We start from the raw sequence: 26,858 nt of genomic DNA, 5'->3' as shown, positions 1-26,858 counted from the left end.
GCAAGTCCATCGCAATCCGTTAAACTTCGCACAGTGCCGGAGCCGAGATCACGGGGAGAGATAACGCAAAGGGGCGGGTGGAGGAGACTATTTGCTTCTGTTTGCACAGGCGAAACGGCCCTTCATCCTTTGCTGCTTTCCGCTGTCCGGTAGCGGTTGGGAGGTAGCCCGACTTGCTTTTTGAACGCTTTGGAGAAGGAGAACAAGTCCGGGTAACCCACGGAATGTGCTACTTCCGTTAAGCTTAGCGAAGTCTGCACAAGTAGACGCTTGGCCTGATTCATTTTGAGCTGCTGAATATATTGAACAGGAGACAGATCATAGGCTTTGCGGAACTGTTTGGCAAAATGGGTCCGGTCCACGCCCGCATGAGCGGACACACCTTCCACCGTAATGCCGCCGGCAAAATGAAGTTCCATGTATTCTTTGCCTTTCTGAAGCCAAGGTACGGTTGAATCCGGTTGGAGTCCCTTGGTGGCTGGAGAACGGGCAATTCGGTCGAAGAGCCCGAGGAACCGGATGAGTCGTCCCAAGTCGCTGGCTCCGCCTTGAGGGGTACGAACTTCCTCCATGAATGAGCGCATGCTACTTGCCGTCTCCGCGATCAACACCCCTGAACGGTGTGGAGATTCAGGCGTCAGTCCAATTCGTGAGAGCAGTTCGGCAGCATGTGTGCCGTCAAATGCAATAAATATTTTTTGCAAAGGCGCCTCCGAGTCAGTCCAGTACTCATGGGTAACATGCGGAAATAAACAGAACGCATCCTTGGCCCGAAGGGCATGACGCTGTCCGTTCTGTATGAATGTACCTTCCCCCTCCAGCACAAACAGCAAATAATGATAAGGTGTGGTACGAGGGCCAATATGATAGTTGCTCTTGGCTATATTACGGCCGATTCGGATAGGCCAGGCGCCACCGGCTTTCTCGAATTCAGACGGAGTGAAAAAAATGATGTCCAGAAACTCGTGGTGGTCCTCCTTCATGCTCTCGGTCAACAGGAACACCTCTTTAGATAAGTATAGTAATGACAGCCTGTAATAATCATTTATAACCTATTATACAGGTGGGTTTTGTACATATTCAAGATCAGGAAGACCTAATTCTGAGAAAAGACCACAAAATGACAAAAACAAATTGCCGCGAAATGACATTGCTCACAGACAAATCAATTGATATGATGTCCATACCTATTAAACCAAGTTAATTAATCGGCATTTGGATATGTACTTTGAAAATGAATTTAGAAATTAGGCACACTTTAAAAATAAGTTTTAAACGAGTGCGAACGTAGTGGAGGGAACGAAATCGATTCTGAAGAAGCGAAGCGTTCGCCTGAAAGCTTTCTGAAAGAAAGCTACATCGGAAGCATAAGCTATCCGCCGGATTTACCCTTTGGAAAAGGAAAATCAAAAAATCCGAGGATAACAGCGATCGGAAGAACGATTCGTAACCGGAACGGCCAAGTTGCAGAACAGTGATCTTATTTTTAACAATGGGACTTTATTTATGTCATAGAAGGGATTGACTTTGGTGAACGAACAGGAAGAAATGAAGTTTGGATGGTTTTTGCCTACAGCAGGGGATGGTAAGTATGTAGGTGTTACCCCGGAGAGGGAGCCGAGTCTGGATTATCTGGTTGATGTGGCACAGACGGCGGAGAAGGCAGGATTCGAATTTGTACTGATTCCGACAGGGGGAGCTTGTCTGGATGCGTGGGTGGTCGGCTCGGCGGTGATGAGTCACACGAAGACACTGCGTCCCCTTGTTGCGATTCGTCCCGGTCTGGTTACACCCGTTCTCGCGGCTCGCATGGGTGCGGCACTGGATCAGCTCTCTGGTGGTCGCGCCATGATCAATGTGGTGACAGGCAGTTCCGTTCGAGATCTGGAGGAACTTGGCGATCCACTGGCACATGCGCATGATGAACGGTATGTACGCGCAAGTGAGTATATGGAAGTCATGAAGCGTTCATGGACCCAATCGACGGGACTGAATCTGACGGAGTTTGCCAAAAGTGACACACAATCTAGCGCAGACACATCGGGCGATCTCAATCCTGAATTCAACGGCCAGTATTACAACTTCAAAGGACCGGTGGGCATACCGGAGACGGTGCAAAATCCGCATCCACCATTCTATCTGGGAGGAAGTTCTCCGATTGCCAAGAAGGTTGCTGTTGAACATGCGGATACGTTCCTGATGTGGGGCGAGCCCCATGACTGGATTCAAGAGCAGATCGAAGAGATTGAGGTCATTCGTCAGCAGGTGAAAGAGGAAACGGGGCGAGATCGTCAGTTACGTTACGGCATGCGTGCTCAGGTACTCATTCGGGATACCGAAGAAGAAGCATGGGCAGCGGCTTGGGAGATTATTAGCAAAGTACCACCCGAAGCAATTGAGAAGGCGAAAGCCGCCTTTGCCGAGACAGATGCAACGAATCAGCGCAGACAGAACGAATTGCGGGAGTTGTCCGAGAAACAGCAATTCGTCGTAGGTCCGAACCTATGGACAGGCTTGTCCGTTGTGCGTTCCGGCGGTGCGATTCTCATAGTAGGTACAGCCGAACAAGTCGCAGAACGCTTGATGGAATATGGAGATCTGGGCGTTACGACCTTCATTCTATCCGGTTATCCGCATCTGGAAGAAGCCGAAATCTTCGGACGCACCGTGATGCCGATCATTCGCGAGAAATGGAAAACAAGACAGAAGCAACATTCCGTTACTACTAACTAAGTTACTACCAATCTAAGTAAGTGCCCTTTTTTTTACACTTTAACGGAGAGGGCAGAACCGATCTGAAGAAGCGGAGCTCAAAGCTTTCTGAAAGAAAGCTGCTTCGTAAGCATCATCTCGCCTGAAAGCTTTCTGGAAGAAAGCTACATCGGAAGCATACGCGATCCCCGGATTTTTCCTTTTATAAAAGGGAATCAAATAAATCTGGGGATAACAGCGATCGGAAGGTTATTCTGTCATCGGAGTGCTCAGTATAAACATTCTTTAGTTAACATATCAATCATCCTCAGGAGGTCGTCTTTCATGAAAAAAAATAAAAAATTTATCCTGCCACTCGTCAGTATGTTGGTGATGTCCATCCTGCTGTCGGCTTGCGGCGGTGGGGATAACGCGTCATCTGGAGAGAACGGCTCCTCAGGTTCAGGCAAGGTTACGATCAGCTTCATGCATTGGCGTGGAGAGGATTCCGAAGCACTCAACAAGACCATTGACGCATTTGAAAAAGAAAACCCGAACATCAACGTGGAGATGCAGACACTGCCCTCCGATCAATACCAGTCCACCGTACAATCCAAAATCAGTGACGGTTCGGTCGGGGATGTCTTTGCTTCCTTCCCGGGTGCACAGTTCGAAGCTTTCACCAAAGCCGGATTGTTCACCGATCTGACCGGATCATCGTTCCTGTCATCCTACAATCCAAAGCTGATTGAATCAGGACAGCACGATGGCAAGCAATATGCGATTCCGTATCAACTCGTATATAACGATCCAATCTACAATGTAAAATTGTTTGAACAATACGGGCTGACGCCACCAACGGATTGGGAAGGTTTCCTCGCCTTGTGCCAGAAGCTGAAAGACAATGGCATCATCCCGATTGCCTTTGCAGGAGCGGACATTGGTCCGGGCCAATTCATGAATACGATGGTGATGAACAATGCACCAAGTGACGACATTTTTACCAAAGTAGAAGCGGGTGAAGCCAAACTCACAGATGAGTTCTGGGTGAAAACATTGACGCAGATCAAGGAACTGAACGATAAAGGTTACTTCCAGCAGGATGCACTGGGTACGAAAGACCCTGCAGCAGGCGCACTGTTCATTCAAGAAAAAGCAGCCATGCTGGCAAGTGGATCATATCAACTCGCTCAGAACAAACAGCAAAACCCAAATCTGGAGCAAAAATTGCTCGCACCAATCACGGTAAATGCCGATCAAGCGAAGTATGAAGGGGTGCATACGACCACATTCATGCTCGCGGTGAACAGCAAGTCGAAACATCCGGAAGAAGCCAAGAAGTTCATCGAATTCCTGAGCAATCCGAAAGTGGCGAGCGACTACGCTAACCAGACGGGACAGAATGTAACGGTGAATGATGTGAAGTACGATACGCCTGAGCTTCAGGTAGCCGGAGAATGGGCGAGCAAAAAGACCGTGTTCCAGCCACGGTTCACCATCCTGAACGGAGATAACCAGAAGGCAGTAACCAACTCCATTCAGGCTGTGTTGAGCGGTACTTCTCCAGAAGAAGCAGCACAGCAGGCACAAGCGATCATTGATCAGCATATCGGGAAATAAACGATGAAAAACCGTCTTCAGCTATCCCTGTTTCTGATCCCCGGGTTGCTGCTGTACGTTGGATTGTTCGTATTTCCTACATTGACGGGGCTGTTCTATTCCTTTACGGATTGGGATGGGGTATCCCCGTCGTATGCATTTGTAGGGCTGGATAATTACAAGGACAGTCTCAGCAGCATCGTATTCCGCAAAGCCTTTGGCAATAATGTGGAGTTCATGTTAACGGTTGTTATCGCACAAACCTTTATTTCACTTGTCCTGGCTCTGCTCCTGGTACGTAATACCAAGACACGCATTGTGCTTAGGGCATTGTATTTCCTGCCTGCGATTCTGTCCTCCGTATCGGTTGGACTGATCTGGGCATTTATGTATGATCCATCCATTGGATTGATCAACTATGGACTGAATGAAGCGGGGATGAGCAGCATCGCCCGCAACTGGATTGGTGATCCCAAGATTGCCATCTATTCTATCGCTGCGGTACAGGTCTGGGCCCATGCCGGACAGATGATGATCGTATTCATCGCAGGTTTGCAAGGCATTCCGGCCGAACTATATGAAGCGGCTCGCATGGACGGCGGCAGCAAGTGGCAGGTTTTCCGTACCGTGACCTGGCCGCTGCTGGCACCTTCGGCAACGATTGTTGTGGCCTATACGACTATTCAGTCGTTCAAGGCATTTGACCTCATTTTCACGATGACGGACGGAGGCCCGAACTACGCAACTGAAATTTTGACAACCTATATCTATCACACTGCCTTTGGCAGCTATTCCTTTGGTCTGGCTTCTGCCGGTTCCATGATCTTCCTGGTGTTGCTCGCGTTGCTGACGCTTTTGCAGTTCAAGGCACTCCGTGCCGACCGTGTAAGCTATTAAAGATTGGACGGATGTTCGTGAGTATGAGAGTCGTGAGTGCATGAGATGTAGAACAAGTTGTTGATTTTATCGTGTCGTAGTGAATTGAGGTGCTGCGGAAGTGTGGTTTAGGAGACGGTTGTGACTGGGCGGGGATAGCGATGGAGAAGTATTTGTCGTTTCAGCCGAGTCCGAACGGTGATCTTGAACAGCGCCCGAGCAGGCCCAAGGAAGAAGGGAGTTCATATGGTTTTAAAATGGTTCAATCGACTGATCCTGTTGGTGTACGCGTTGCTGATCCTTGTGCCGCTATACTTTGTATTCGTATCTTCGTTCAAAACAAGTAGCAACTTCTTCACCAGCCCATTCAGCTGGCCTGACCCGTTTACGTGGGATAACGTCACCGGCATGTTCCGCAACCAGCCGATGTGGCAATACTTCGGGAACAGTCTGGTCGTGACGCTGGGTACGGTTGCCATTGAATTATTGCTAAGTAGCATGATTGCTTACGCCATTGTTCGCTGGGGCGGCAGAATAGGCAAAATTGTGTTTGCCCTGTTCGTAGCGGGGCTAATTGTTCCTTCTCAGGTAAGCATGCTGCCAATCTATTCCCTCACGCGTACACTCGGGTGGTCGGACAGTCTGACAGGCCTGATCGTGGTATCTGCTGCGATGCTGATGCCAGTCTCGGTATTCATGCTGACAGGCTTCATGCGCATGCTTAATTCGGAAATTCTGGAAGCAGGCAGTATGGACGGTGCGAGCGAGTGGAGGCTTTATACCCGGATTGCGCTACCACTTGCAGCTCCTTCGCTGGCGGCTACAGCGACGTTCCTGCTCGTGATGGTCTGGAATGACTTGCTCATTCCAATGCTCATGCTCAGCAGTAAGTCCAAACTGACGTTACCACTCGCACTGATGCAATTCCGTGGGGAATACGTGACCAACTATCCGATGATGCTCACGGGTGTTCTCGTCACAGCCATTCCGATGATTGTGCTGTTCCTGTTGCTCCAGCGTTATTTTGTTGCAGGACTGACAGCAGGTTCACTCAAAGGGTGAGGATTGGAAAGAAGATTGGCGGAACTGCGTATTTTGCATTGATTTCTGTATCATTCTGCATAATAATGGTTTAGTGTCAGAATGACTACATAGAGATCAAGGGAGCTATAATTGATGAGCAAACTGGAAGTATTGCGGAATCCCAAGCAGCGCAAGCTGCTGTTCAGTGCCGGCATGAGCTGGCTGTTTGATGCAATGGAAGTTGGTATGATCTCCTTCATCGTGGCTGCACTCGCCAAGGAATGGAGTCTCAGTCCCGGACAAGTCGGGGTGCTGACAAGTATTAACTCGATCGGTATGGCGTTGGGTGCTTTGCTTGCGGGTGCACTTGCGGACCGTTTTGGACGCAAAGCCATTCTGATGTGGACCTTGTTAATCTTCACGATTGCAAGCGGTCTGTCTGCACTAGCTACCGGATTTGCTGTATTGTGTGCACTGCGTCTAGTTGCAGGGATCGGACTCGGCGGTGAGCTGCCGGTGGCATCTACGCTGGTATCGGAGTCGATGCCTACAGCGGAACGTGGACGTGCCGTGGTGTTATTGGAAAGTTTCTGGGCTGGGGGCTGGATTGTATCGGCACTCATTGCCAACTTTGTCATTCCAGAGTATGGATGGAGAATTGCGTTTGCCATTGGAGCGCTTCCGGCGTTCTACGCACTGTATCTGCGCCGTGCCATTCAGGACCCACCGCGCTACAAGAACCATACCAAGCTTCATAAAATGACGTTCCGCGAGAAAGTGGCTACCGTCTGGTCCGTACCACATCGCCGTACAACGTTGATGCTCTGGATTTTGTGGTTTACCGTCATCTTCTCTTATTATGGAATGTTCCTCTGGTTGCCTTCGGTTGTGATGGCGAAAGGCTTCACAATGGTCAAAAGCTTCCAATACGTGCTGATCATGACGATCGCACAGCTACCAGGATACTTTACTGCGGCGTATTTCATTGAACGTTATGGTCGGAAATTCGTACTTGTTGTGTATCTTACCCTGACCGCATTCAGTGCGATTGCGTTCGGACTAGCAACCACGGAAGCAACGATTCTGGCCGCGGGGATCTGCCTCTCGTTCTTCAACTTGGGCGCCTGGGGTGGATTGTACGCGTACAGCCCGGAATTGTATCCAACTTCCGTTCGTTCGACGGGTGTTGGTCTGGCTACATCGGTAGGCCGGATCGGTGGCGTAATTGCGCCATTAATGGTCGGTATGCTGGTTCAGCGTGAAGTGGCGATCAGCCTGATCTTCACCATTTTCTTCGTGACGATCCTGATTGGTGCAGCCGCTGTGCTGTTCTGGGGCCGGGAAACGAAGGGGCAAGAACTCGCTGAGTAATTGTCATTATATTCAAGCGCAACTTTTGTACGGGTCTGCCTGCCTACGGAATTGGAGGATGGACAAGCGATATAAGGTTGATACAAGAAGAGGTGTGACCCTGATATGACCATGGGCTCATGCCTCTTTTTGTTATGTTCAAGACTCATTTTTTCCTGCTCCATCGGTCCGATAGACGCCACTTTTTCTATATCCTATAATGACACTCGGGATGTAGGGCCGTGAGGATTCAGGGGGAGGAAGTGGATCTGGATTCAGAAAATGGAGGGTAACGAAAAGATGAAGAAGTATAAGCAGATGGCACCAATGAATGAAACGAATCGTGTGAATAGCATGAATGGAAGCCATAACGTGATTGACATGGTGAATGCATATATGAGTAATGACATACATGTAACGTACAGCAATGGACGGAGTGAGATGAACGGAATGTATGATGTGTATGTTGTGGACGAAAGTAAACCAATGAAAGAGATGGAGGAAACTAATAGCATGACTATTACGAAAAGTGTGAAGTACACGGGGAGCGATGATGAACTGATTAGAGCCGATAGCATGAATGAGCGATCTGATCTGGGGACGAGTACTGACATCATGGAGCCTATCACTAGCAGCCGGAAAGTAACCCATGGGAGAGGGAGAAGGGCTGGCAAAAGAGCAGGGCGGGTCAGCATGCTCCTCGGTGCCTGCGCGATGACTCTGGGGTTGACCGTGGCAGCTCCTTCTGCGGGAGCACAGAAGCTGGAACAGGGCGTTCGCAGTGAGCATGTGCTGCAATTGCAGGAGCAGTTAAGCGATCTGGGGTACTTTGACGCCGGATTGACCGGATATTACGGTAGGATTACCAAAGGCGCTGTCCGTAAGTTCCAACAGGCGCAGGGACTGAGTGCAGATGGTGTCGCAGGTCCTGCAACACTGAACAGGCTGAACAAAAAGGCCAAAGCCGAAGGCGAGACGCTGCGTCAGCTGGCGAAACTGATCCATGGCGAAGCGCGCGGAGAATCGTTGGAAGGTCAGGTCGCTGTAGGAGCGGTTGTTATGAACCGGGTGCATTCGAATGCATTCCCATCATCGATCTCGAAGGTCATTTTCCAGAAAGGGCAATTCACGGCGGTAGACGATGGACAGTTCAATACCAAGCCAACCCAGACCTCTTACAGGGCTGCTCGTAAGGCATTGAACGGTGCTGACCCGACGAATGGAGCGCTGTATTATTACAATCCTAAGATTGCCACTTCGGTATGGAGCAAGAGCAGGCCGACGTTGCTGACGATTGGGCAGCATGATTTTACGAGATGAGTATAAGTAGAGATAGGTAGTGTAACATTTGAAATGATAATGATGAACCTCGGCTGTACGCTGCTGATGCAGACGTGCTACCGGGGTTTATTGTATATTTTGGTTATGCAGGCGAGGAGTGCGGGGATTTCTTCCGAATCTTCCGAACCTTCTAAACCGACTTTCGGAAGAGATTCCGATTCTGTGCTGCCATAACAGGATGAATACTTGAAAAGATGAGGGCTACTGCAAAAATCGGGACTGTAATCTTCTTGAAATTCATAATAATCCTCAGGAATATGTCTATACCTATAGAAAAGAGAAATGAATACAGCTTACTCCTGATCCAGATTCAAGAATCAATTTAATTTCCTGAATGGAAGCTTTCGAGTTGTAATGAAACAAGCCAGTCTATTGGTGGGCTAGCTTGTTCTCTTTGAGTCTTTCAAATACACCACGATATTTATGAACACGCTTGACATTGGAATCATCGAACCAATCCTGTACAATGAATAACGACAAAAACAACGGAAGATTAAGGATGGATCAGTATGATACGAATTATGATTTCACCTGCCAAAAAGATGAAGATCGATACCGATCATATGGCTTGTGCGCAGATACCACATTATATAAACGAGTCAGAACAGCTACTTCGTTTGCTGCAAAAGTTATCCTATGACGAACTCAAAGCGTTGTGGAAGTGCAACGATGCTATTGCTGAACTTAATGTGGAGCGGATTCGGAGTATGAATCTGAAGGACAATCTTACCCCAGCCATCTATGCCTATGAGGGCATTCAGTATCAATATATGGCGCCCAGTGTTTTTCAAAAGGAAGAACTGGCCTATCTGCAGGAGCATTTACGCATATTATCCGGGTTTTATGGCATCTTACGGCCTTTGGACGGGGTTACCCCTTATCGGTTGGAGATGCAGGGCAAGTTGCAAGGGCCGGGTTTCAAGTCCCTCTATCAGTTCTGGGTAGCAAATTGGCGGATCAGCTTCAATCGGAAAGCAACTGCATTCTGAATTTGGCTTCCAAAGAGTATAGCAAGAACATCACTCCTTTTCTGAAGGAGGAAACCCGGTTTATCACTTGTGTCTTCGGACAAATGGTCGATGGGAAGCTGGTGGAGAAGGCAACCCGCGCCAAGATGGCCAGAGGTGAGATGGTGCGGTATATGGCAGAGCGGAAGATTACAGATGTGAGGGATATCAGAAATTTTGATCGGTTAGGTTTTGCTGTCTCAGAAGAGAAGTCGGATGAGAGTACTTATGTATTTATATATTCAGAGGAGAAATAGGCTACTGCCGACGACGGGTTTCATGTACATATTGTGAGGATTCTATTGTCACGTTTGGATGGAATTTGGACATGAATTGGAAGATTGTAACTCATAAGAAGTAAACTGTGATATAATTTATCGTATTAATTAATTTTGGTTCGTATAAGTTACGCGTTCGAAGATGCCATCAAAACATTTGATGGCTCTTTTTTGTGTGACAGTATGGCAGCATCGGCCACACGTACGCCACTTTCTGGATAGGAATAACCAGCTACTGAACGTCGCTCACTCACCATTTTCTTCGCTACTTTACCTCATAGTAGTTCGATCTTGGGATGCTTACAAGCCGTAAAACAAGCCGGATCACATATCCCTTTTCAATGTAGAAATTCTAGGGCAACAAGAAGCGGCGCTGAATATCATTGAAACCGAATCGAATTTATAAAGTATATATAAAGAAGGATATAAATTATTAGTTATAATTTGGATGAATGGAGAAGTAAACTTTAAACAGATGAGATGAAGTCACAGCATTTTAAGAAGGAGGACGAATATGCCATTTATTGGGGGAATCATTTTAATCTTTATCGTAGCTTTTATTCTATGGTCATTAATGTTCCCGCTATTCAATAAAATAGGTAGTAGAATTTTGAGAAAATACAATAAATTCAAACAAGAGGAGAATGGTGATGAAAAATTCAAAGACGTTTAGAGTAGGGGCAATTGCGGTTGCATTCGTTATTATTGTGGGAGTGTTAATGGTGACCTTCTTTTTAACACGAATTCCTAATGGATATGTCGGCGTTGTATATTCACCCAATGGAGGCGTAAAAGATAGTACACTGAGTCAAGGATGGAAACTCGTTGGAGCGTTTGATAAAGTGACGAAATATCCGATCCGCATTCAAACGGTTGAATACAGAGACATTCAGATTGCGACTTCTGACGGAAAGAACATCACAATCGATTTTGCTTACAACTACCAAGTAGAACCAAGTCAGGTATCTTCTATCTTTAATACATTTGGGCCAATTAGCATTCAAGAAATTGAGGATACATATCTCAAAACACGTTTCCGTGATGCAGCTCGTAAAGGGATTTCCAAGTTTACAGTAATTGATGTTTATGGCGAAAAGTCATCCGAAGCAGGCGTAGACGTCCAACAACGTTTTTCTGATGATGTTAAAGAGTTAGGCTTTATTGTATCAAACGTTACCGTAGGTGTTCCTCAACCTGACGCCAAGACTCAGGAAGCAATCGATAAGCGTGTCGAAGCCTCTCAAGAGCTGGAACGTAAAACGACTGAGCTTGAGATCGCCAAAAAAGAAGCAGATCGTAAACGCGTGGAAGCACAAGGTAATGCAGACAAACTATTGATCGAAGCAGAAGGTCAAGCTAAAGCAAATAAAGCGCTTCAACAATCCCTATCAAGCCAACTTGTTCAATATGAGACCATCAAGAAATGGGATGGGGCACTTCCGTATGTAAGTGGATCAAACACTCCAATGATTCAATTGCCGACTACAAAAGTAGAGCAAAATAGCGGCGCGGGGAGCGTATCTCCCTAATAGAGGATTGAACACCGTGCTTTCCCACCAATTGAATTTTTTGAATTGTAATGAACAAGTCGGTCCAATAGTGGGCTGACTTGTTCACTTTTGAGTCTTTGCAAAGGCACGACGAGGGGAATCATAAGCTTTGAAATTGGATTCACCTATCCAATCCTGAAAGTCTGATTCAACCAAGCGCGGAAATGGAAAGGGGTGTGGCGGGGCAACTCTAGGCTTGTCGTGGCATGATACTTCGGCAATGCCCTTGCAATGTTGCTCTACTGTTGCTCTTAGGAGCAACGTCACAATGAGAAAAGACGCAGGGGATATATATCCCTACGCCTGATCAAGAATCAAATCCGTGTCCATCAATCCAGATGCGATAAAAAAGACTCTAAAAAATGCTTTTCTAATTCAAGCTGGGCAGAGTCTTTAGCGCTTGTTAACGGATGATTAGCTCGTTCCAAAGCCGCACGGATTAGAGACTTGGCGGAATCTTTGTCTGCAAACACATTGTCCATACGTATACGGGCTTCCTTAGCACCATAACGAAGCATCAGGTTGTATTCCATCTCCATATGTCGCGCGAGCAAGGAGGAACCTGCAATTTTACCATCAGCATCGGTTAAGGGATTGAAGCCACTGCTTTGTTCCTCTGCTTTGTTCCACGCATTATGGACTTCTTGAGATGCATTCTTCAAGGCAGCCTGAGCAAATGTATTAACACAATTGTTAGCAGAAGAGTGAGCTGTCACATCAAATTTAGGTACGATTGAATTCGTATCCGGGCTGATGAGCTTTTGGGCTTCATTCCCGTATTCCTCATGATAGAACCAGGATAGCCAATTCCTCCAATATTCATATTACATCCTTCCTGTTAACGAACATTAATCCAAGCGGTCCACTTTGTTGCAATATTAATGGAATAGACCGTACCTACAAATTGTCCGCCTGTACTAGAACCTTCATAAACCCAAGAATGGGCCCAAGCATCTATGGTACGATCACCATCCAAATCAATAGCTTCAGACCAGTTGTTAGTCATAGTACTGCCGGCGAGTGTGCCGTAGTGACTGCTGTCATAACCGATCTGGAACGTAATACACTGAACCCAAGCCCCACCGTGATCATTGGTCGTGGAGAGCGGGTTATTATTGAAGCCGTAAATTTCTTGACCGCCATTAGGAGATACGACACCGTATACATTAATGTGAGATACCTTTGGGGCAGGCGCAAACAGAACCGGACCACCCTTATCATTAGCCTTCTGTGATTCAAATTCAGCTTTAGCTGCTTTCACAGCTTCACGGAATTCTTTGGAATTAATAATTTCTTCCTTTGTCAAAGGTTTGGCTTGAGTCACATCACCGTCTGCATAGGCAGCTACATTAAACGAAAGCACTAGAACAAGTATAAGAGCTAAACTAACCAATTTTCTCATAGCAATAAATTCCACCTTTCTTATTAGGGGTATCCTCTTACAAAACTGCGGTTACGACAAATAGACCTGCTTGCAGATTAAAGCCCCTTGCCCTCCTCTCTTATGAAAATGGTTCTTCCTCTTTTTTCTTTACTGAAACAGAAATAAAGGAGGTAGAACTCTACAGGCTAGAAAACTCTATGAAGTAGGAATGTATATGTAAAATGAATGCCTGCCAATGGTTATGTGTTGCAGACAAAATGTAAAACTCATTTAAACGCATTGATATCTTAGCTAGTGGTATACTGATTTCAAAATAAATATTTATATTGTAATATATTCCATTTATACAAACATATAGTACACCTGATCATTGGTATAAGTCAAGTTTATTCATACACAAACGATCTTTGGCGACTACCGGGCGAAAGTTCGCTCCGAGCAAAAGAGTCCTTGCCATCGCTAACTTATTCCTGATCCATAATACCCAGAAGAATTGATGATTCTTCAAGGTTGTGTTAATCAGGAAGCCAGTCCATTGTAGGGATAAAAGATTGCTCCTATTTTAACTGAGGAGAATTTACACACAATTTTGGACTTAAACCAGACCAATGTTGCTGACGATTGGGCAGCATGATTGTACGCGTTGAGAATAGTAGAAGAGTATAACATTCAATATTAAAAATACCCTTGGTTACACTCTGTTGAATGCAGATGTGTTACCAGGGTTATTGATTTTTGGCGAAGTGTATGATCCCAACTGGTAGGAATGTGTGATTTTTTTGTAGAAAAAGGAAATGTCTCAAAATTATAAAAAACAAAATCATTTGTGTTAAAATATGTATTAATTATGGAAAAAGGAGGGTCTAAATGGAAATACATAATAAGTTGAAGAGAATTAGAATTGAAAATAAATCAACCACTAAACAAAAAGCTCTTTCGATTGTGAACGTTATAGTTATTGGGGGATTTTGGGTGTAGCGGCAAAACTCGTAGATACCCAGGGGATTAACCCCATATTTGATGACATCGGTGGACGTCTAGGTATTTGGATTTTTGTTGCAACCCTTATATCGGTTTTTAGTTATTCTCCTAAATTAGCAGCAGTTAAGATATGCTTCTTTTTCTCGTCATTGCTAACTGTTTACTATCTCTATACGGTATTTTTGTTGTATTTCTTTCCAATTAAAGAAATTGTGTTTTGGGGGATCTGCGCATTAGTATCTCCGGTGTGTGCTTATGTAATGTGGTATGCGCGGGGTAATGGAGTCGTATCGAGTATAATTTTATCCCTTCCGATTACTGTTTTAATGTCCGAAGGGTATCAATTACGAAACGCGTACTTGCCCGAACACGAGCATTATTATTTGATTCCAGTACTTATGGGAATATATCTAATCATGATCACTACTTTACTATTTATTGTTCCTAAGAGAAAACTAAACCTTTTGATTGTACTCTCAATATCTCTAACATTGTCTTTCATCATGATATATTTTAATATCTTAGAGTGGATTTTTGGTGGATTGAACGCAGTGTTGTGAAGAATAATTTCTTTTTTACCTACTAGAGATGGAAGTGAGATACAAAATATTCGACAGTCCACATTGGCAGTCGTAAAAGAAAGTAACAATAGAGACATATTATTAGAAATAGTGAACTATATTTTGAGTGAGGAATATACTTTGAAGATGCTAGAATCGAGAGGAGACTATAATAACTTCAGTAACTATCCGCTCTCATACCCAACCTTTTACAATGAAAAAACAGTTTCTATCTTAAACCGGATGTATAACGGAAACTTTGATGCATCAATGATTTATAAAGTACAAGATGGGTCTGCTGTAGAGACATATCCTATTCCAGATGGATACAATAATTTTGATATGTCTGTTAATGAGGCTCTTACTGATGTTTACAATAATGAAAAAACAATAGAAGAATCCTATCAATATATTTTTGAGCTGTTTGAAGAATAGTTTGGCTTAGCATAATAACCAATGGTGACTCATAGACTTGTAGCCAAACCAATCAATCCTCATCCCTATATTATGAAAGAGTACCTATTGCAATATGATCCTGCATGGTTATAAGGGGGCAAAACATTATTAGCATCACCGCTCGTCGCAGTAAAATGAAACAGTATCCTGTAGTCGTCAAATTAAAGGACAACCCCCAGGAGGAATATGTATATGGCTACAGGGAAGAGCAATGGGTGGAGCTTACTCCTGATTCATATACCCTTGATGATCCTTCAAAAGTGTAGTGGTAACCAATGAGCCAGTCCATAGATGGACTGGCTTTATCGTTTTAAGTCTCAATAGTTGGGATCTGAAAGTAAGTTAGGACTGTAGCATGGATATAAATCATTCTGAGCGTGGATTCATGCAGTGAAATCAGGAGGTTAGCCGGATGTAATTGCCATTAAACTTCTGCTAACATAGTTGTATCATATATTAGATGAGCGGTGAAAATGGATGAATACCATTAAAGTTACCCCTGAACAGTTACATCACGTATCGAATCAGGTGGATCAGGCGAGGCAACAGTTGGAGCATATACGGGAGAATCTCACAAGACAGATCATGTTCCTTCAGCAGATGTGGCTGGGTGTGACGCAGGAGCGATTTTATGATGAGTTTGCGCGGTCACGTCCTGTATTGCAGAAGACGCTGGAAAGTATGGTGAACATCTCTAAGGAACTGAAGGATATTGCCACGCGATTTGAGAATGTCGATGCTCAGAAGGTGAGTCTGGGTAGTGCTGTTGGTGCTGTTGGCGCGGTAGCGATGAAGAAGACCTCGAGATATTATGCCGGTTCAGATGATAAGGGCTATCGGATGGCACAAGTCAATGTGTATGGGAAGTTGATGTGGATGCCTGTGAACGAGAATGGTGTTACGGATCAGGCAGCCCTTCAGGCATATAAGAAGGATCAGGGGCATTTGGATATCAATCGGATGCAAGCTACGGATGCTGAAGCGCCAGGAGAAGATATTTATGCGATGCAGATCAAAGCCTTTGAAAATGGAATTCATCCCTTCACAGGCGAGCCCGTATCCGATAAGTATGCTCAGATGATGTTGACTTCTCTGAAGTTCAGTCAGCTGTTTATGGCATTTCAGATGGTTCGCGGAAGTATGCCGGGTGGCAAAGGGCCGTTTCGCTTACCTTCTTCTCATCCAGCTGTGGCGAAGATTAAAAAGAATTTGGAAGAGGCTGAAGCGAAGAAAGCGAATCAAGATTCAGGTGTGATGGGTGAAGTTAAACTACAACCAAGTGGAACTAAAGGTGAAGGTGACGCTCTAAAACGCACATTCCAAGTAGAAGGAACCAAAGTGGAAATAAACAGTGGACATGGTTATCGTGGAAGTGGGCATAGAACAGGCAATGCTCAAGATATTGGCACCATGGATCAGATTGAATCCGTTATACTTAAAGATATGCAGTTAGCCAATAAGGCTAACATTGATTTCCCCAGCCCCCCTAAAACCATTGAACGAACGATCCAAGTGAATGATAAACCGATGGGCTATACCGTAACACAAACGCCAGATGGAACTTTAAGGGTTTCTACCTATTATCCCAAATAAAATATGAAGGGAACATAAATCTTGACTATACAAAAGAGAGTAGAACAGCTGCATCAGTTGATTGACCAGGATTGGTCGAAATTTGATCAGCCAGAATTAAAAACAACGAGAGAGACCGTAGACTCTCTGTCCTATCAACTCATATCCGAGATAGATCATACAAACGATTCTGATCATTTACTAGAAGCGATTAATTATGAGATTACACATTTCTTTCTGCCGATTCCTTGTGTGATGAAGATGTATCAAAGATTGATCCTGTTGAATCCAACCAACCCGTCCTACTATGAATGGTTCACGGATTATCTTTTACAGTTTGGTCCCGATTGGCAGGAAGAGGCGAATACTTTAACTGAACTTTACACAAAAGAAGACTTTCAACATGCTTGTGATTTTGCTCAAAAGATTGAGCATGTTAAAGATTTTGGAAATATAGGATAACGTCAGGGTGAATAGAGATGAATTTTCTAAAGGATCATTGATTTAATCACATTAGTAGTCATAGTTTCTGTCACATGGTATGGCGCACATAAAAAGGATATGAAAAACCTTGAAGAGGGATTAAAAACGTAATTAAACCGTTGAAAAGGGTATGAATGAAACCGATATTATTAGCATTACTGCTCGTCGAAGTAAAATGCCACAGTATCCTCTATTAGTCAAATTTAAGGACAATCCTAGGAAATGTTACACTTCAGAGGAAAAAAATGGGGTTTAACTTATTCCTGATCCGTATTTAAAAATCAATTCATCTTTCGATTTGTAACGAACAAGCCATGCCATTAGTGGGCGGGTTTGTTCGTTTTTTAGTTCTTTTCAAAGGTACCACGATGTGAATGAATGTGCTCTGACATTGGATTCAAGTAACCATTCTTATAAAAGGAATAATGACAAAACTACTGTGGATTAAGGATGAATCAGCATGATACGGATTATTAATTCACCTGCTAAAAAGATGAAAGATCGACACGGATAGTATTGCTTGCGAGCAGATTCCGCACTTTATGACCGGGTCAGAACAACTACTGAGTTTGCTACAAAAGTTAACCTATGACGAACTCAAAGCGTTGTGGAATTGTATGCGATCGCTGAATTGAATATGGGACAGATTCGAAATATGAATCTAAAGGACAATCTTACACCAAGGAATTTACGCCTATGAGGGCATTCAGTATCAATATATGGCGCCTGGTGTTGTGGCTTCAAAAGAGTAAAGCAAAAACATCATCCTTTTCTGAGTTAAGAGATTCGGTTTATCACTTGTGTGTTTGGACAGATGATCGAGGGGAAGATCATTGAAAAGGCAACCCGGGCCAAGATGGCCAGAGGAGAATGGTACGTTATATGGCAGAGCATAAGATTGCAGATGTAAAGGACCTCGGAAGCTTTGATCCGCTAAATTTTGGTTTTTCAGAAGAACCATCTGACGGTACGTATGTTTTCATTCAACCATAGGAAGAGTAGTCTGCTGCGTCAAGTACAAACGAGATGTTTGATGAGGCGCTGGAATTAATAATATAGTTAATTATTTAGTGAGTTAAATACGGAAATATAGATATGGAAGAATTGTTGGATGATGAAATTTAATTTTTTAGGAGGTTAGAAGGGAATTATGTCGAATTTAGTATTTTGAAGATTGTTCTAGAAACAGAAAATTTTTCGAGATATTAAAACTATATAAATTATTCTATTAACAGGGAGAATCAGCATGGACGGGGTAACTTCTTCGGATTCAGAGAAAGACTATAACCTACCTCATACGGATATCATTAAAGCAAAAGAAATAGAAAAATATTATGAATTATTTCGTATATTCACGACACGTGATAAAGAAAAAATAACATTGTGTTTATCTTCTATACGGACTTTAGCTCGAGAAACAGATGGAATATTTTCTAAAGAAGAAATGGATCAAGCATTGAGTTATTTAAATATTGATACTCGAAATCAGGTCATAAAAACAATTGTCAAATACGGATGGATTATTAGCAATGGGGTGAGATATCAATTTCCTGAAAGAATGCGCCATATGTTAATGTTTTTATTCAACGTGTTTGTTGGAGAAATGGACAGTTTTAATCGGGAAATTGCTCTTTCTTTAGCAGTAAGCGATTTGGATGAGATTGCAGGAGTTGATGAAGAAACATCAACAGAAAGCTTACAAATAGCTTTTGGAACATTGAGAAGAATTAAAACTGAATTTATAAATTGTTTGGAACAAAGGTCACCAGTGGAAGGGAGAAATTTACTTATCAAAGGTAAAGACTTCCATGAAACTATTGGGAAGATCGAGGATAGATTAAAAAAAATAAATAAGAGCTCATACCATTATACTCAAACTACAGAAGTAAGAGGACTTTTGGCAGAGATAATGAAATTGAGCCAAGAGTTACATGAATTCATTCAGCAAGACATACAGGCCAACGCTCGGTCTTTTGGCCAATATTTAACGCCTGAGCAGGTAGAAGAATTTCTACATGAAGCACCTTTAGATTTATTAGCGGGTTTAATTCAAAAAAACTTTTCTTCACCACGTAAGCCTAGTTTCTTAAGCCGTGAGGAATTGAACAGAAAGGCTATTAACTACTTGGAGAATAAACCTGAAACACAGGAGCTATCTCCACCGCCTCCTATTACTGAAATTGTAGAAAGGCGTTATGAAGTTTCGAATTATGAAGGTGCCAGTAATTTGTTTCATAAAGAAATAATGTCGAAGTTAATGTTTAATTCCCCATTTCCATTACAAGATATCTTGATTAAAAATAATTATGGTGAAACTGTATTTCGTACAGGACTATTAACTACTTTGAAATACGACTTGGATGATATTAGTGAAAACTCATTTGATATAAATTTGAAAGATAACGTTCTTGAATTTGAAGAAGGCTTTATACAAAGTATAACTGAGGGGGAAATTTCAATAATAATTAAAGACATAGATGAGAGAGGAAAATGTGAATGACTATCATTGATATTGAAGATGAAGCCAAGGCAATTTGTACACGTTTATATTACGGTTGGGTAGATAAACAGGAACTGCCAATCTTGGCAAACGATTCTTTATTGTATAGAACAGTTCAGGATAAACTTGCTTGGGTAGGATTTGATCTTATTGATCGCCCAGAATGCCCTTGGTATGTAATAAGAGTTAAACAGGAATATGATAGTTTTTCAGCATTTAGAAAAAGAAATCAATCTTTAAAAGGAGCTCACTTAGCTTTAATTCTTATATTATACGCTAAATTACTTCTTCCAAAAAGAGTCGGACAGGTAAATTTCAATCAAACACTTGCTATATCATTTGAAGAAATATATGAGAAGTTTGGGTACAAGTTTGCGCGTTCCCCTAAAATTCCAACTTCTAAACAAAGGATGGAGACTATTCTTAGTGTACTAACAAATCATGGGTATTTGATAAAGAAGAGGGCTGAAAATGTTTACTTAGCTGGGCCATCAATGTTTATGTTACATGAAGATTTATTATCAGACCTAGCCAAGGCTAGTTTAGAAACCTTGTTCGGATTTCACGACTAGTAAGATAAAACATAGAATAAAATTCGAATTATTGGAGGTGCTTCTTTGATTACAATTAAAGAATTTAATACAGCATACTGGGGTCGTATTGGCACGGTTGCTACTCCATATCAATTTCATAATAAAGTAAATGCTTTTGTTGGTGCATCAGGTAGTGGTAAAACGACTTTGATGGATGCGCTTCGAATTGCATTAGGCGATGCCAAGTTTGAGTATAATCGTGCTATGGACCATTACATAAATAAAATTTCTAATTGGTCTGTCGTTCAAGTTTCATTTTGGAATAGTGAGATCCAAGATAGACCATTTTTAACTTTAGGATTTAAAGAAACAATAGTTACAGTTTGTGTAAGACTTGATCGTTCTTCTGGGGAATGTAAACGCCAGTATTATATGTTTGATGGTGCTTTTTATGACATTACTAATTTAGGGCAAAATCCCAAAGCTTATCAGTTAAATAAAGTTAAATACGGAGAATATCTACAAAAATTAGAGGCAGTAGGATTAACTTTCGCGTTTAGAAAATTAATGTTAATGAAACCGGAAGATGTGCAAAATGTAGTTGGAATGGACTCGAATCGTTTATTTCAACTTATTTTTGATATTAAAGGACAAAAGAGTATACAGGCAGATCACGATCGCACTTCTGAAAAGTTAAAAGAAGTGAAAAATTTAGAACTTCAAAGTTCTGAGGATTTAATTAACGCCAAGAAAACTCTTGTAGAATATGAAAGCCAAAAATTACAATTCGAAGAGAATGAAAAGCTTAAAATTAAACTTAAAAAAATGAATTTATTATTTCATAAAAAAAAATATTGGAATAATAAAAATGAGCTAGAGCGACAACAAAAATTAGTAATAGAAGAAGAACTTAAACTAAAAAATTTAGAAACATATAAAGTCGATTTAGCTGAAGGGTTCCACCTTGTAGAAATAGAGTTATCACAAGAAAAACAAAAAGAAAAAGAATTAAAAGAAGAGATAAACTTTGCATATGAAGATGTAAGAGTCAAACAAAGTAATTACGAAAAAGTAGCTCAGTCAGTTCAAAAACTTGCTGCTGAAATTAAGCGGATAGAGTGCATAGAAAGGGAGGATATAGTTTTATTGAAAAATAAGTTGGGAGAGGTTGAAAATATTCTTCATGAAGTGAATTTCGATTGTAAAACAATGGGAAATAGCAAAGGGGATTTAATGAATGCGCTCAAACTACTAAAAAAAGGTGAGGGCACGTTCCCTACTTGGGTTATGCAATTTAAGGATGCATTAGAAAGTGAAAAAGTGCCCTACTTAATTTTAGCGGATAATATTTCAATTAAACCCGAGTACGAGAAATGGATTTCTGCTATAGAAGCCTATTTAGGGCGTGAAAGATATAGAATAGTTACTGCAGTAGAGTTCCATCTCCAAGCTAAAAAAATTCAAGAAATCTGTGAATATGGCGCACGTGTCTCAAAAAGCCGAGCAAGTGAAAAACCTATAAAAACCAAAAAAATATACGGGAATTTTATAGCTCTGAGAAATGCAATTGAAATTACCAACGAGAATGAGATTGGTGGATATTTAGATTTTTTAAATAATATTTATTTGGTTGAAAGTGTGGAAGAAGGACATCGACTTTTACAGGACGGTTATAAAAGTCTGACTCAAAAAGGATTGCTTCAGGATCAAGATGGTGGTCTGTTTCTGAAAGTAAGAGAAATGGTATGTGGACATTTTGCTAGAGAGAAGTATAAAGAGCAGATTGAAAAAGAGCTCGAGCTCTTATTAATTAAGTTGAATTCAATACAAAATAAAAAAACAAATATAGAGAAAATGATTAGTGATTATTCTAAACGGATTGATAATCAGGTACATTTACTTAATTCACGTCATTTGATGAACGAGAATAAAAAGCTAGAAAAAGAACTTGCTCAAACAAAAATGGAAATGGAGGAAGCTGATAATAATTATCAAGTTGCAAATGAGCTTCGAGATAAGTTTTTTGATTTGATTACTGGATTAGAAAAAGAACTCGTTCAAAAAAATGCAGAGATGATAGCTCTAAAAAAAGAGATAGATGATGTAGGCGGAACAATAAATGGATATAGAGGAAGTATCGGGAGTTGTAAAATTGTTTTAAGTAAATCAATTACTGAGTTGCAAAGTATGGGCTTTGATGAACATGCAATAGCTTTCATTGAGGTAGAAATATGCGAAGAAAATATTTTTTTGCGAGATGATGGGATAGAATGGAGTGTAGAAGAATTAGAGAATACAGTAAAGAACATCACTGAAAATATAGAGTACTTTGAAAAAAACAATAAAATCGATCAAGGCATTATTGCAATGGTAGAGCCACAAAAAAGGAGAGTGGACTCTTTAATTAAAACTTATGATTTGGCAAAAGAAGATCGAGAAAATTGGGAGACACAACTAGCATTAGCAGAGATAGCTTTAAAAAATCATGTTCAAGAAACAATGTCGCAATATATAGATGAGTTTAAGTCTATGGCTGAATTATTAGGGGCAAAAGCCGAAGGGAAATTTCAACAAGAGGGGCCGAGTTATTTAAACTGGAAAATCCAAATGAAGATAGGATTTGATGGAAAAGAGTTAGTGCATTATGATGACCCTGAGTTTTCTTCTGGTCAACGTGCAGCAATAAGCATTATGTTACTTCTTGCAGCAGTTAGTAACCAAAAAGAAGGAACTCAAAATAGTCTCATGTTTTTGGATGAGCCTACTTCACGTGTTGATGATGCTCGAGCAAATGAAATCGGCACAATACTGCAAAAATCAAATATTCAGTATTTCATAACTCATCAAGTATCAGAAAGTTTAAAATCAATTGACTGGATTAACCATGCATTTATTACTTCAAAACTTCGACTTGGACAGAAATTTGCTGATAATCCTATCTTCGAATCCAGAAGGGAGAGTTAGTGGTGAATATAAGCAATTTCAATCTTAATTTCACAATTGATGAAAATCATCCCGGTATTCAATTGGAAAAAATTTATAAAGGTTATCTTTTCCCTGTCAAAATGATAGCACTTGGTCGGTTTTTTAGTGGGATAGATGCCTCTCTTAACAAGCCGCATGGGAAAAAGGTTGTCATGGAATACATAGTGAATACTCTTTCTAAAGGCCAGAAACAATATAAACCTTTTGTTGATAATGGTATAAGAAAATTCACGTGGCCTGAATTGAGTGATGCTTTAGAGATTCTTTTAGTGGACGGTATTATACAAGTTACTTTCAGGAACCAGCGGCCTCGAAAAGGCAACGATTGGTTACCTTCATTTGTTCTTCTTGACCCTAGAGCAGTAGATTTCTTTTCAAAAAAGAAGCCCGATATTGCATTGGAGCTTGATTTGATAAGGAGTTTAGTAAACCAGTTATTATCTAATTCAACTGCTATAAGATTAAAACTCATTGATTTTCTTGATAATGGAGCTATCACAGATGAGTTAGGCACACAGATCGTCGATCACACATCTCTAGAGAAATTCAAATCAATTATTCTTGGAATTTCACATTACTTTAATCTAAAAGAGCAGGGTAGGACAGTTCCAATTCGTCATTTATCGAATCAAATGTGGGGTCAGTCTAAGATATTAGCAAAGTATAAAAAAGAAATTGCACTTTTATCATTAACTACGATAGAAAAGCTAGATACGGTTCTTCTTCCAGACATCAACAGTAGTTTAGATTATTCTTTAGTAGCTATCTCTTCAATAGAAGAATTACATCAACAGTTTGTTCATTTATCTAACTTTTTAAAGTCTGATGACCAAGCAGATTTAGCATTAGAACTTGTAGGAGATATTCGAAGCAGTATCATTTCACTTAAGGTACAAGTTCAGGATTATCATAATAACCATGATCTATTGCAAGAATTCGTAATGTTGTATGATACTTTGATAAAGGAGCTTGAAGAAGGTGAATTTATTAATGCAAAGCTATATACCTTGAAAAAAATTAAACAATTGCTTATTACTATAAAAAATCAATTATTAAAAGCAGATAATATAAAGCTTAAATTTGAGTTGATTGTTTTGGATCAAATAGGTAAGGGTGCATTTGCAAGAGTTTATAAAGTATTTGATCCAGAAGTAAATGAGTTTCTCGCATGTAAAGTACTCTTCCCAAAAAGCTACTTTATTCAGAGACATGGTAATGACGGAGAGGAATGTATACTGCGATTTAAAAGAGAAGTTAGATTACTAACCAAACAATTGCAGCATGATAATATAGTAAAAGTAGAGAAAATTCACATGGAGAGTTCTCCTTTCTGGTTTACTATGCCATTGGCTACTTGTTCTTTGCATGATTGGTTAAAAAATAATCGTGATGCATCTGAGGAGATGAGGATTGAAATATTTAAACAAATTGTATCTGGAGTAAAGTATATGCATGGAAAAGGGAAATTCCATCGGGATTTAGCTCCCAAGAACATATTGCTTTATCAGACAGAGGACGATTTGAATGTGAGAATCGCTGATTTCGGATTAGCAAAAGATCCTGAATCTCTTTCACTGTTTACTGGTAAATCAAAGCGTGATTATGGACATGAAGATTACACTGATCCTGAACAATTAAATAGCTTGGCTGATTCATCGAACTTATCAGATATTTATTCACTTGGAGCGTTACTATATAACGTGCTAAGTAATAAGCCCCCGAAAAAGAGAAAGTATGTAAAAGTGAGATGCCAAAAAGTAATAACGAAGGCAATGGATATACGGAAAAATCGTTATCAAACGGTATCAGAGTTTGAAGAGGATCTGGCTGAATTCTATACTTATTGAAGTGATATTCACGAAATACCCAACAGATAGCCAAAGAAAAGTTGCTGTACTTGCAATAGCTTGTTGTTGATCTACAGTACAAGTCATTGATAGATGTGGATTACTTGGTTTCGCAATAAGCTTTAGGAATCAGAAACACAGCCTTGGACTGTGTTTTGAAAATTAAAAGCTCAATTGAAAAGGTAATCCGTACCCGTATGATTATAAATAGATATTTTAATGACAGTTTGCAAATTAAGTGCGACAGTTCATCTGTGAAAGATTCGTGAGCGGTTCTCTAACCCAAGAATTTTAGTGGTCTGTGATTAAATCAATTCTAGTGAACAGAGGAGTTCTTCATCCTTCACTTGAGCGAAATCGGTGACTTAATAAAAAACTGTCGAAGCAAACCATTCGCATTTTCATTGGAACCGCGCTGCCAAGACGAATACGATTAGCAAAATAAACGTGTAGGTTAGGACTTGTATCCAGATTGGCATAGCATGTAAACTCCTTTCCCCGATCAGCCGTGGCGGTGAGGAAGGTAGCTGTGGGATACTGTGAGATGGCCACACCGAGCGCAATCTCCATGGACAAAGCGGTACGATAAGGCATGAGAATGGTGGTATACAGATGTTTTTTATGTTCAATCAACATCGCTACGCCCCCCTACTTTTCCGACGACCCGAACCGACAGTATCCCGTTTCCAGTGGCCAAACGTTTTCACGAGAACGAACCTCTTTGGGGCGACCCGAAATCGATTTACCGATGGCGAATGTACCGCTGGTTTCTGCGGGTTTCAGACGCTTCCCTTTTGCCGGAGAACCTGTAAAGTACCTTGAATTGGGCGTCTGGCGTAGAATCAGCCATACAAGGTTTTAAAGAGACCAAAGGTAGTCCTTGGATACGGAAACGTTCCGTGATTTGCTCCAGAGACCACGTCGCCTGGGGCTTTTCCTCTAAGGAAACAGCTATTTTGTTTGACCATTTACCGGGAGAGAAAGAAGCTTTAGGGCGCTCCCCATAAGCATCTTGAGCTTCTTCGTCCTGATAGGGAAGCGATAAAACGTTTCACTCCAATTCACAGCAAATCGTTGACGGATGCCTTCCCAGTTCTTTTGCGATGGCTCGTGAACTTTGGCCTTGCCTGTGTAGGATTTTTGGCTTGTGCGATCAATTTTGCTAGGATGTCTGTAGCTCATGGTGGATTCTCCTTGTGTGAATGTGGCGTAGGACCCTTCATTCTACGAATCCGGCCATGGGACAATCCGTCTAATAAAAAAGTTTTAACTGTCCCACCATACACATTCGACTTCACCTGCACTTGGTAGCTATTTGTGTTTAAAACATGCCTTTGTCCTATAGAAGTATTAATGTTATTGCACCAAAAACAATCACTTATAGCGCATTTCCCGCTAAATCCCCATCTCACCTCATCCCTTGATGTAAAATCTTCATGAGGTGACCTTATGATGAAGGATAACATGTCAAACCTGATCGAGGATTTGTTTCACGGGAACTTGCGGTTGGACGAGTCGATTTATCCTGAGCAAGCCGAGTATCAAGAGATCAATCGTCAGATATCGGATCTAATGCAGGACTACAAAACACAGCTTACCGAGAACGAATACGATGCTTTGGAACAACTGATTGACTTGATCGGACAGTCCACTTCCATGTATGTGGAAGCAGCGTTTGAGCAGGGTTTTCGCACTGGCGGCAGACTGATGATTGAGGTTTTAGCCAGAACGTAAGTATTTATCTATCTGCCTTATAAGCCAGCAGAGAATACAAAGCAATTCAAAAATCCCCTTCTCTATTACCACCAATTAGACTGGCATGGGGGAGGGGATTTTGCTTTT

The 26,858-nt window shown here is 41.7% G+C and carries 19 protein-coding genes and 2 pseudogenes; 17 read left to right on the top strand and 4 right to left on the bottom strand.

Annotation, left to right across the window (positions count from 1 at the left end; all coding sequences use genetic code 11):
* Positions 1-122: 122 nt before the first annotated feature.
* Entirely contained in the window at positions 123-1,004 is an 882-nt protein-coding gene (locus tag C0Q44_RS21660) for a helix-turn-helix transcriptional regulator (protein ID WP_258166471.1), read from the bottom strand.
* 544 nt (positions 1,005-1,548) lie between these two features.
* On the opposite strand from C0Q44_RS21660, the gene C0Q44_RS21655 reads away from it, so the two are divergent.
* The 9 genes and pseudogenes from C0Q44_RS21655 to C0Q44_RS21620 all read left to right on the top strand — a co-directional run bounded on the left by C0Q44_RS21655 (position 1,549) and on the right by C0Q44_RS21620 (position 11,694).
* Positions 1,549-2,733, top strand: coding sequence for an LLM class flavin-dependent oxidoreductase (locus C0Q44_RS21655; protein WP_105409336.1), 1,185 nt, complete (start codon positions 1,549-1,551; stop codon positions 2,731-2,733).
* A 303-nt stretch (positions 2,734-3,036) separates the two neighbouring features.
* The gene (locus C0Q44_RS21650; protein ID WP_105409275.1) at positions 3,037-4,311 is read left to right on the top strand and encodes an ABC transporter substrate-binding protein; all 1,275 of its coding nucleotides are present in this window, start codon (positions 3,037-3,039) and stop codon (positions 4,309-4,311) included.
* Between the two features lie 3 nt (positions 4,312-4,314).
* The gene (locus tag C0Q44_RS21645) at positions 4,315-5,187 is read left to right on the top strand and encodes a carbohydrate ABC transporter permease (protein WP_017687487.1); all 873 of its coding nucleotides are present in this window, start codon (positions 4,315-4,317) and stop codon (positions 5,185-5,187) included.
* 225 nt (positions 5,188-5,412) lie between these two features.
* Positions 5,413-6,228: a carbohydrate ABC transporter permease gene (locus C0Q44_RS21640; RefSeq protein WP_105409274.1), complete on the top strand. Its 816-nt coding sequence runs from the start codon at positions 5,413-5,415 to the stop codon at positions 6,226-6,228.
* Positions 6,229-6,342: 114 nt separating this feature from the next.
* The gene (locus C0Q44_RS21635) at positions 6,343-7,560 is read left to right on the top strand and encodes an MFS transporter (RefSeq protein WP_105409273.1); all 1,218 of its coding nucleotides are present in this window, start codon (positions 6,343-6,345) and stop codon (positions 7,558-7,560) included.
* A gap of 672 nt (positions 7,561-8,232) precedes the next feature.
* A complete protein-coding gene (locus C0Q44_RS31905) occupies positions 8,233-8,859 on the top strand; it encodes a cell wall hydrolase (RefSeq protein WP_105409335.1) in 627 nt (208 codons plus the stop codon).
* A 530-nt stretch (positions 8,860-9,389) separates the two neighbouring features.
* Positions 9,390-10,144, top strand: a pseudogene (gene yaaA / locus C0Q44_RS31900) (peroxide stress protein YaaA).
* A 535-nt stretch (positions 10,145-10,679) separates the two neighbouring features.
* Positions 10,680-10,838, top strand: a complete 159-nt coding sequence (locus C0Q44_RS30350; protein WP_181151109.1) for a hypothetical protein — start codon at positions 10,680-10,682, stop codon at positions 10,836-10,838.
* Positions 10,816-11,694, top strand: a complete 879-nt coding sequence (locus tag C0Q44_RS21620) for a prohibitin family protein (RefSeq protein WP_105409272.1) — start codon at positions 10,816-10,818, stop codon at positions 11,692-11,694. Before C0Q44_RS30350 ends, C0Q44_RS21620 begins: the two co-directional genes overlap by 23 nt.
* 350 nt (positions 11,695-12,044) lie before the next feature.
* Here the strand turns inward: C0Q44_RS21620 and C0Q44_RS21615 are convergent, their stop codons facing one another.
* Together C0Q44_RS21615 and C0Q44_RS21610 are read right to left on the bottom strand one after the other, a co-directional pair.
* The gene (locus tag C0Q44_RS21615; protein ID WP_105409271.1) at positions 12,045-12,431 is read right to left on the bottom strand and encodes a hypothetical protein; all 387 of its coding nucleotides are present in this window, start codon (positions 12,429-12,431) and stop codon (positions 12,045-12,047) included.
* Between the two features lie 122 nt (positions 12,432-12,553).
* On the bottom strand, positions 12,554-13,117 hold the full coding sequence (locus C0Q44_RS21610; protein ID WP_105409270.1) for a DUF4879 domain-containing protein: 564 nt from the start codon (positions 13,115-13,117) through the stop codon (positions 12,554-12,556).
* Between the two features lie 1,586 nt (positions 13,118-14,703).
* On the opposite strand from C0Q44_RS21610, the gene C0Q44_RS21600 reads away from it, so the two are divergent.
* The 7 genes from C0Q44_RS21600 to C0Q44_RS21565 all read left to right on the top strand — a co-directional run bounded on the left by C0Q44_RS21600 (position 14,704) and on the right by C0Q44_RS21565 (position 25,016).
* A complete protein-coding gene (locus C0Q44_RS21600; protein WP_105409268.1) occupies positions 14,704-15,075 on the top strand; it encodes a hypothetical protein in 372 nt (123 codons plus the stop codon).
* Between the two features lie 498 nt (positions 15,076-15,573).
* Complete coding sequence (locus tag C0Q44_RS21595; protein WP_105409267.1) at positions 15,574-16,689, top strand: WXG100 family type VII secretion target; 1,116 nt, start codon at positions 15,574-15,576, stop codon at positions 16,687-16,689.
* Positions 16,690-16,710: 21 nt separating this feature from the next.
* On the top strand, positions 16,711-17,130 hold the full coding sequence (locus tag C0Q44_RS21590) for a hypothetical protein (protein WP_105409266.1): 420 nt from the start codon (positions 16,711-16,713) through the stop codon (positions 17,128-17,130).
* A 1,267-nt stretch (positions 17,131-18,397) separates the two neighbouring features.
* Positions 18,398-19,651: a hypothetical protein gene (locus C0Q44_RS21580; protein ID WP_105409265.1), complete on the top strand. Its 1,254-nt coding sequence runs from the start codon at positions 18,398-18,400 to the stop codon at positions 19,649-19,651.
* Positions 19,648-20,223 carry a hypothetical protein gene (locus C0Q44_RS21575; RefSeq protein ID WP_105409264.1) on the top strand — a complete coding sequence of 192 codons (576 nt, stop codon included), beginning with the start codon at positions 19,648-19,650 and terminating at the stop codon, positions 20,221-20,223. Before C0Q44_RS21580 ends, C0Q44_RS21575 begins: the two co-directional genes overlap by 4 nt.
* Before the next feature lie 45 nt (positions 20,224-20,268).
* Positions 20,269-23,148, top strand: coding sequence for an SMC family protein (locus tag C0Q44_RS21570; RefSeq protein WP_105409263.1), 2,880 nt, complete (start codon positions 20,269-20,271; stop codon positions 23,146-23,148).
* 2 nt (positions 23,149-23,150) lie between these two features.
* On the top strand, positions 23,151-25,016 hold the full coding sequence (locus tag C0Q44_RS21565; protein ID WP_219845191.1) for a serine/threonine-protein kinase: 1,866 nt from the start codon (positions 23,151-23,153) through the stop codon (positions 25,014-25,016).
* A gap of 277 nt (positions 25,017-25,293) precedes the next feature.
* On the opposite strand, the pseudogene C0Q44_RS32035 reads toward C0Q44_RS21565, so the two are convergent.
* A pseudogene (locus C0Q44_RS32035) lies at positions 25,294-26,198 on the bottom strand (IS30 family transposase).
* Positions 26,199-26,465: 267 nt separating this feature from the next.
* Between C0Q44_RS32035 and C0Q44_RS21555 the strand changes: the two are divergent.
* On the top strand, positions 26,466-26,750 hold the full coding sequence (locus C0Q44_RS21555) for a DUF6809 family protein (RefSeq protein WP_258166467.1): 285 nt from the start codon (positions 26,466-26,468) through the stop codon (positions 26,748-26,750).
* Positions 26,751-26,858 lie beyond the last annotated feature (108 nt).

It is taken from the genome of Paenibacillus sp. PCH8 (assembly GCF_002968835.1).
GTDB lineage: Bacteria > Bacillota > Bacilli > Paenibacillales > Paenibacillaceae > Paenibacillus.
The sequence above is the reverse complement of the archived record's forward strand: the minus strand, read 5'-3'. Positions and strand labels throughout refer to the sequence as shown.

Coding starts and splice junctions, on each gene's coding strand:
- C0Q44_RS21655 (WP_105409336.1), top strand. CDS start 1,549: ATGAAGTTTGGATGGTTTTTGCCTACAGCAGGGGATGGTAAGTATGTA.
- C0Q44_RS21650 (WP_105409275.1), top strand. CDS start 3,037: ATGAAAAAAAATAAAAAATTTATCCTGCCACTCGTCAGTATGTTGGTG.
- C0Q44_RS21645 (WP_017687487.1), top strand. CDS start 4,315: ATGAAAAACCGTCTTCAGCTATCCCTGTTTCTGATCCCCGGGTTGCTG.
- C0Q44_RS21640 (WP_105409274.1), top strand. CDS start 5,413: ATGGTTTTAAAATGGTTCAATCGACTGATCCTGTTGGTGTACGCGTTG.
- C0Q44_RS21635 (WP_105409273.1), top strand. CDS start 6,343: ATGAGCAAACTGGAAGTATTGCGGAATCCCAAGCAGCGCAAGCTGCTG.
- C0Q44_RS31905 (WP_105409335.1), top strand. CDS start 8,233: ATGCTCCTCGGTGCCTGCGCGATGACTCTGGGGTTGACCGTGGCAGCT.
- C0Q44_RS30350 (WP_181151109.1), top strand. CDS start 10,680: ATGCCATTTATTGGGGGAATCATTTTAATCTTTATCGTAGCTTTTATT.
- C0Q44_RS21620 (WP_105409272.1), top strand. CDS start 10,816: ATGAAAAATTCAAAGACGTTTAGAGTAGGGGCAATTGCGGTTGCATTC.
- C0Q44_RS21610 (WP_105409270.1), bottom strand. CDS start 13,117: ATGAGAAAATTGGTTAGTTTAGCTCTTATACTTGTTCTAGTGCTTTCG.
- C0Q44_RS21595 (WP_105409267.1), top strand. CDS start 15,574: ATGAATACCATTAAAGTTACCCCTGAACAGTTACATCACGTATCGAAT.
- C0Q44_RS21580 (WP_105409265.1), top strand. CDS start 18,398: ATGGACGGGGTAACTTCTTCGGATTCAGAGAAAGACTATAACCTACCT.
- C0Q44_RS21575 (WP_105409264.1), top strand. CDS start 19,648: ATGACTATCATTGATATTGAAGATGAAGCCAAGGCAATTTGTACACGT.
- C0Q44_RS21555 (WP_258166467.1), top strand. CDS start 26,466: ATGATGAAGGATAACATGTCAAACCTGATCGAGGATTTGTTTCACGGG.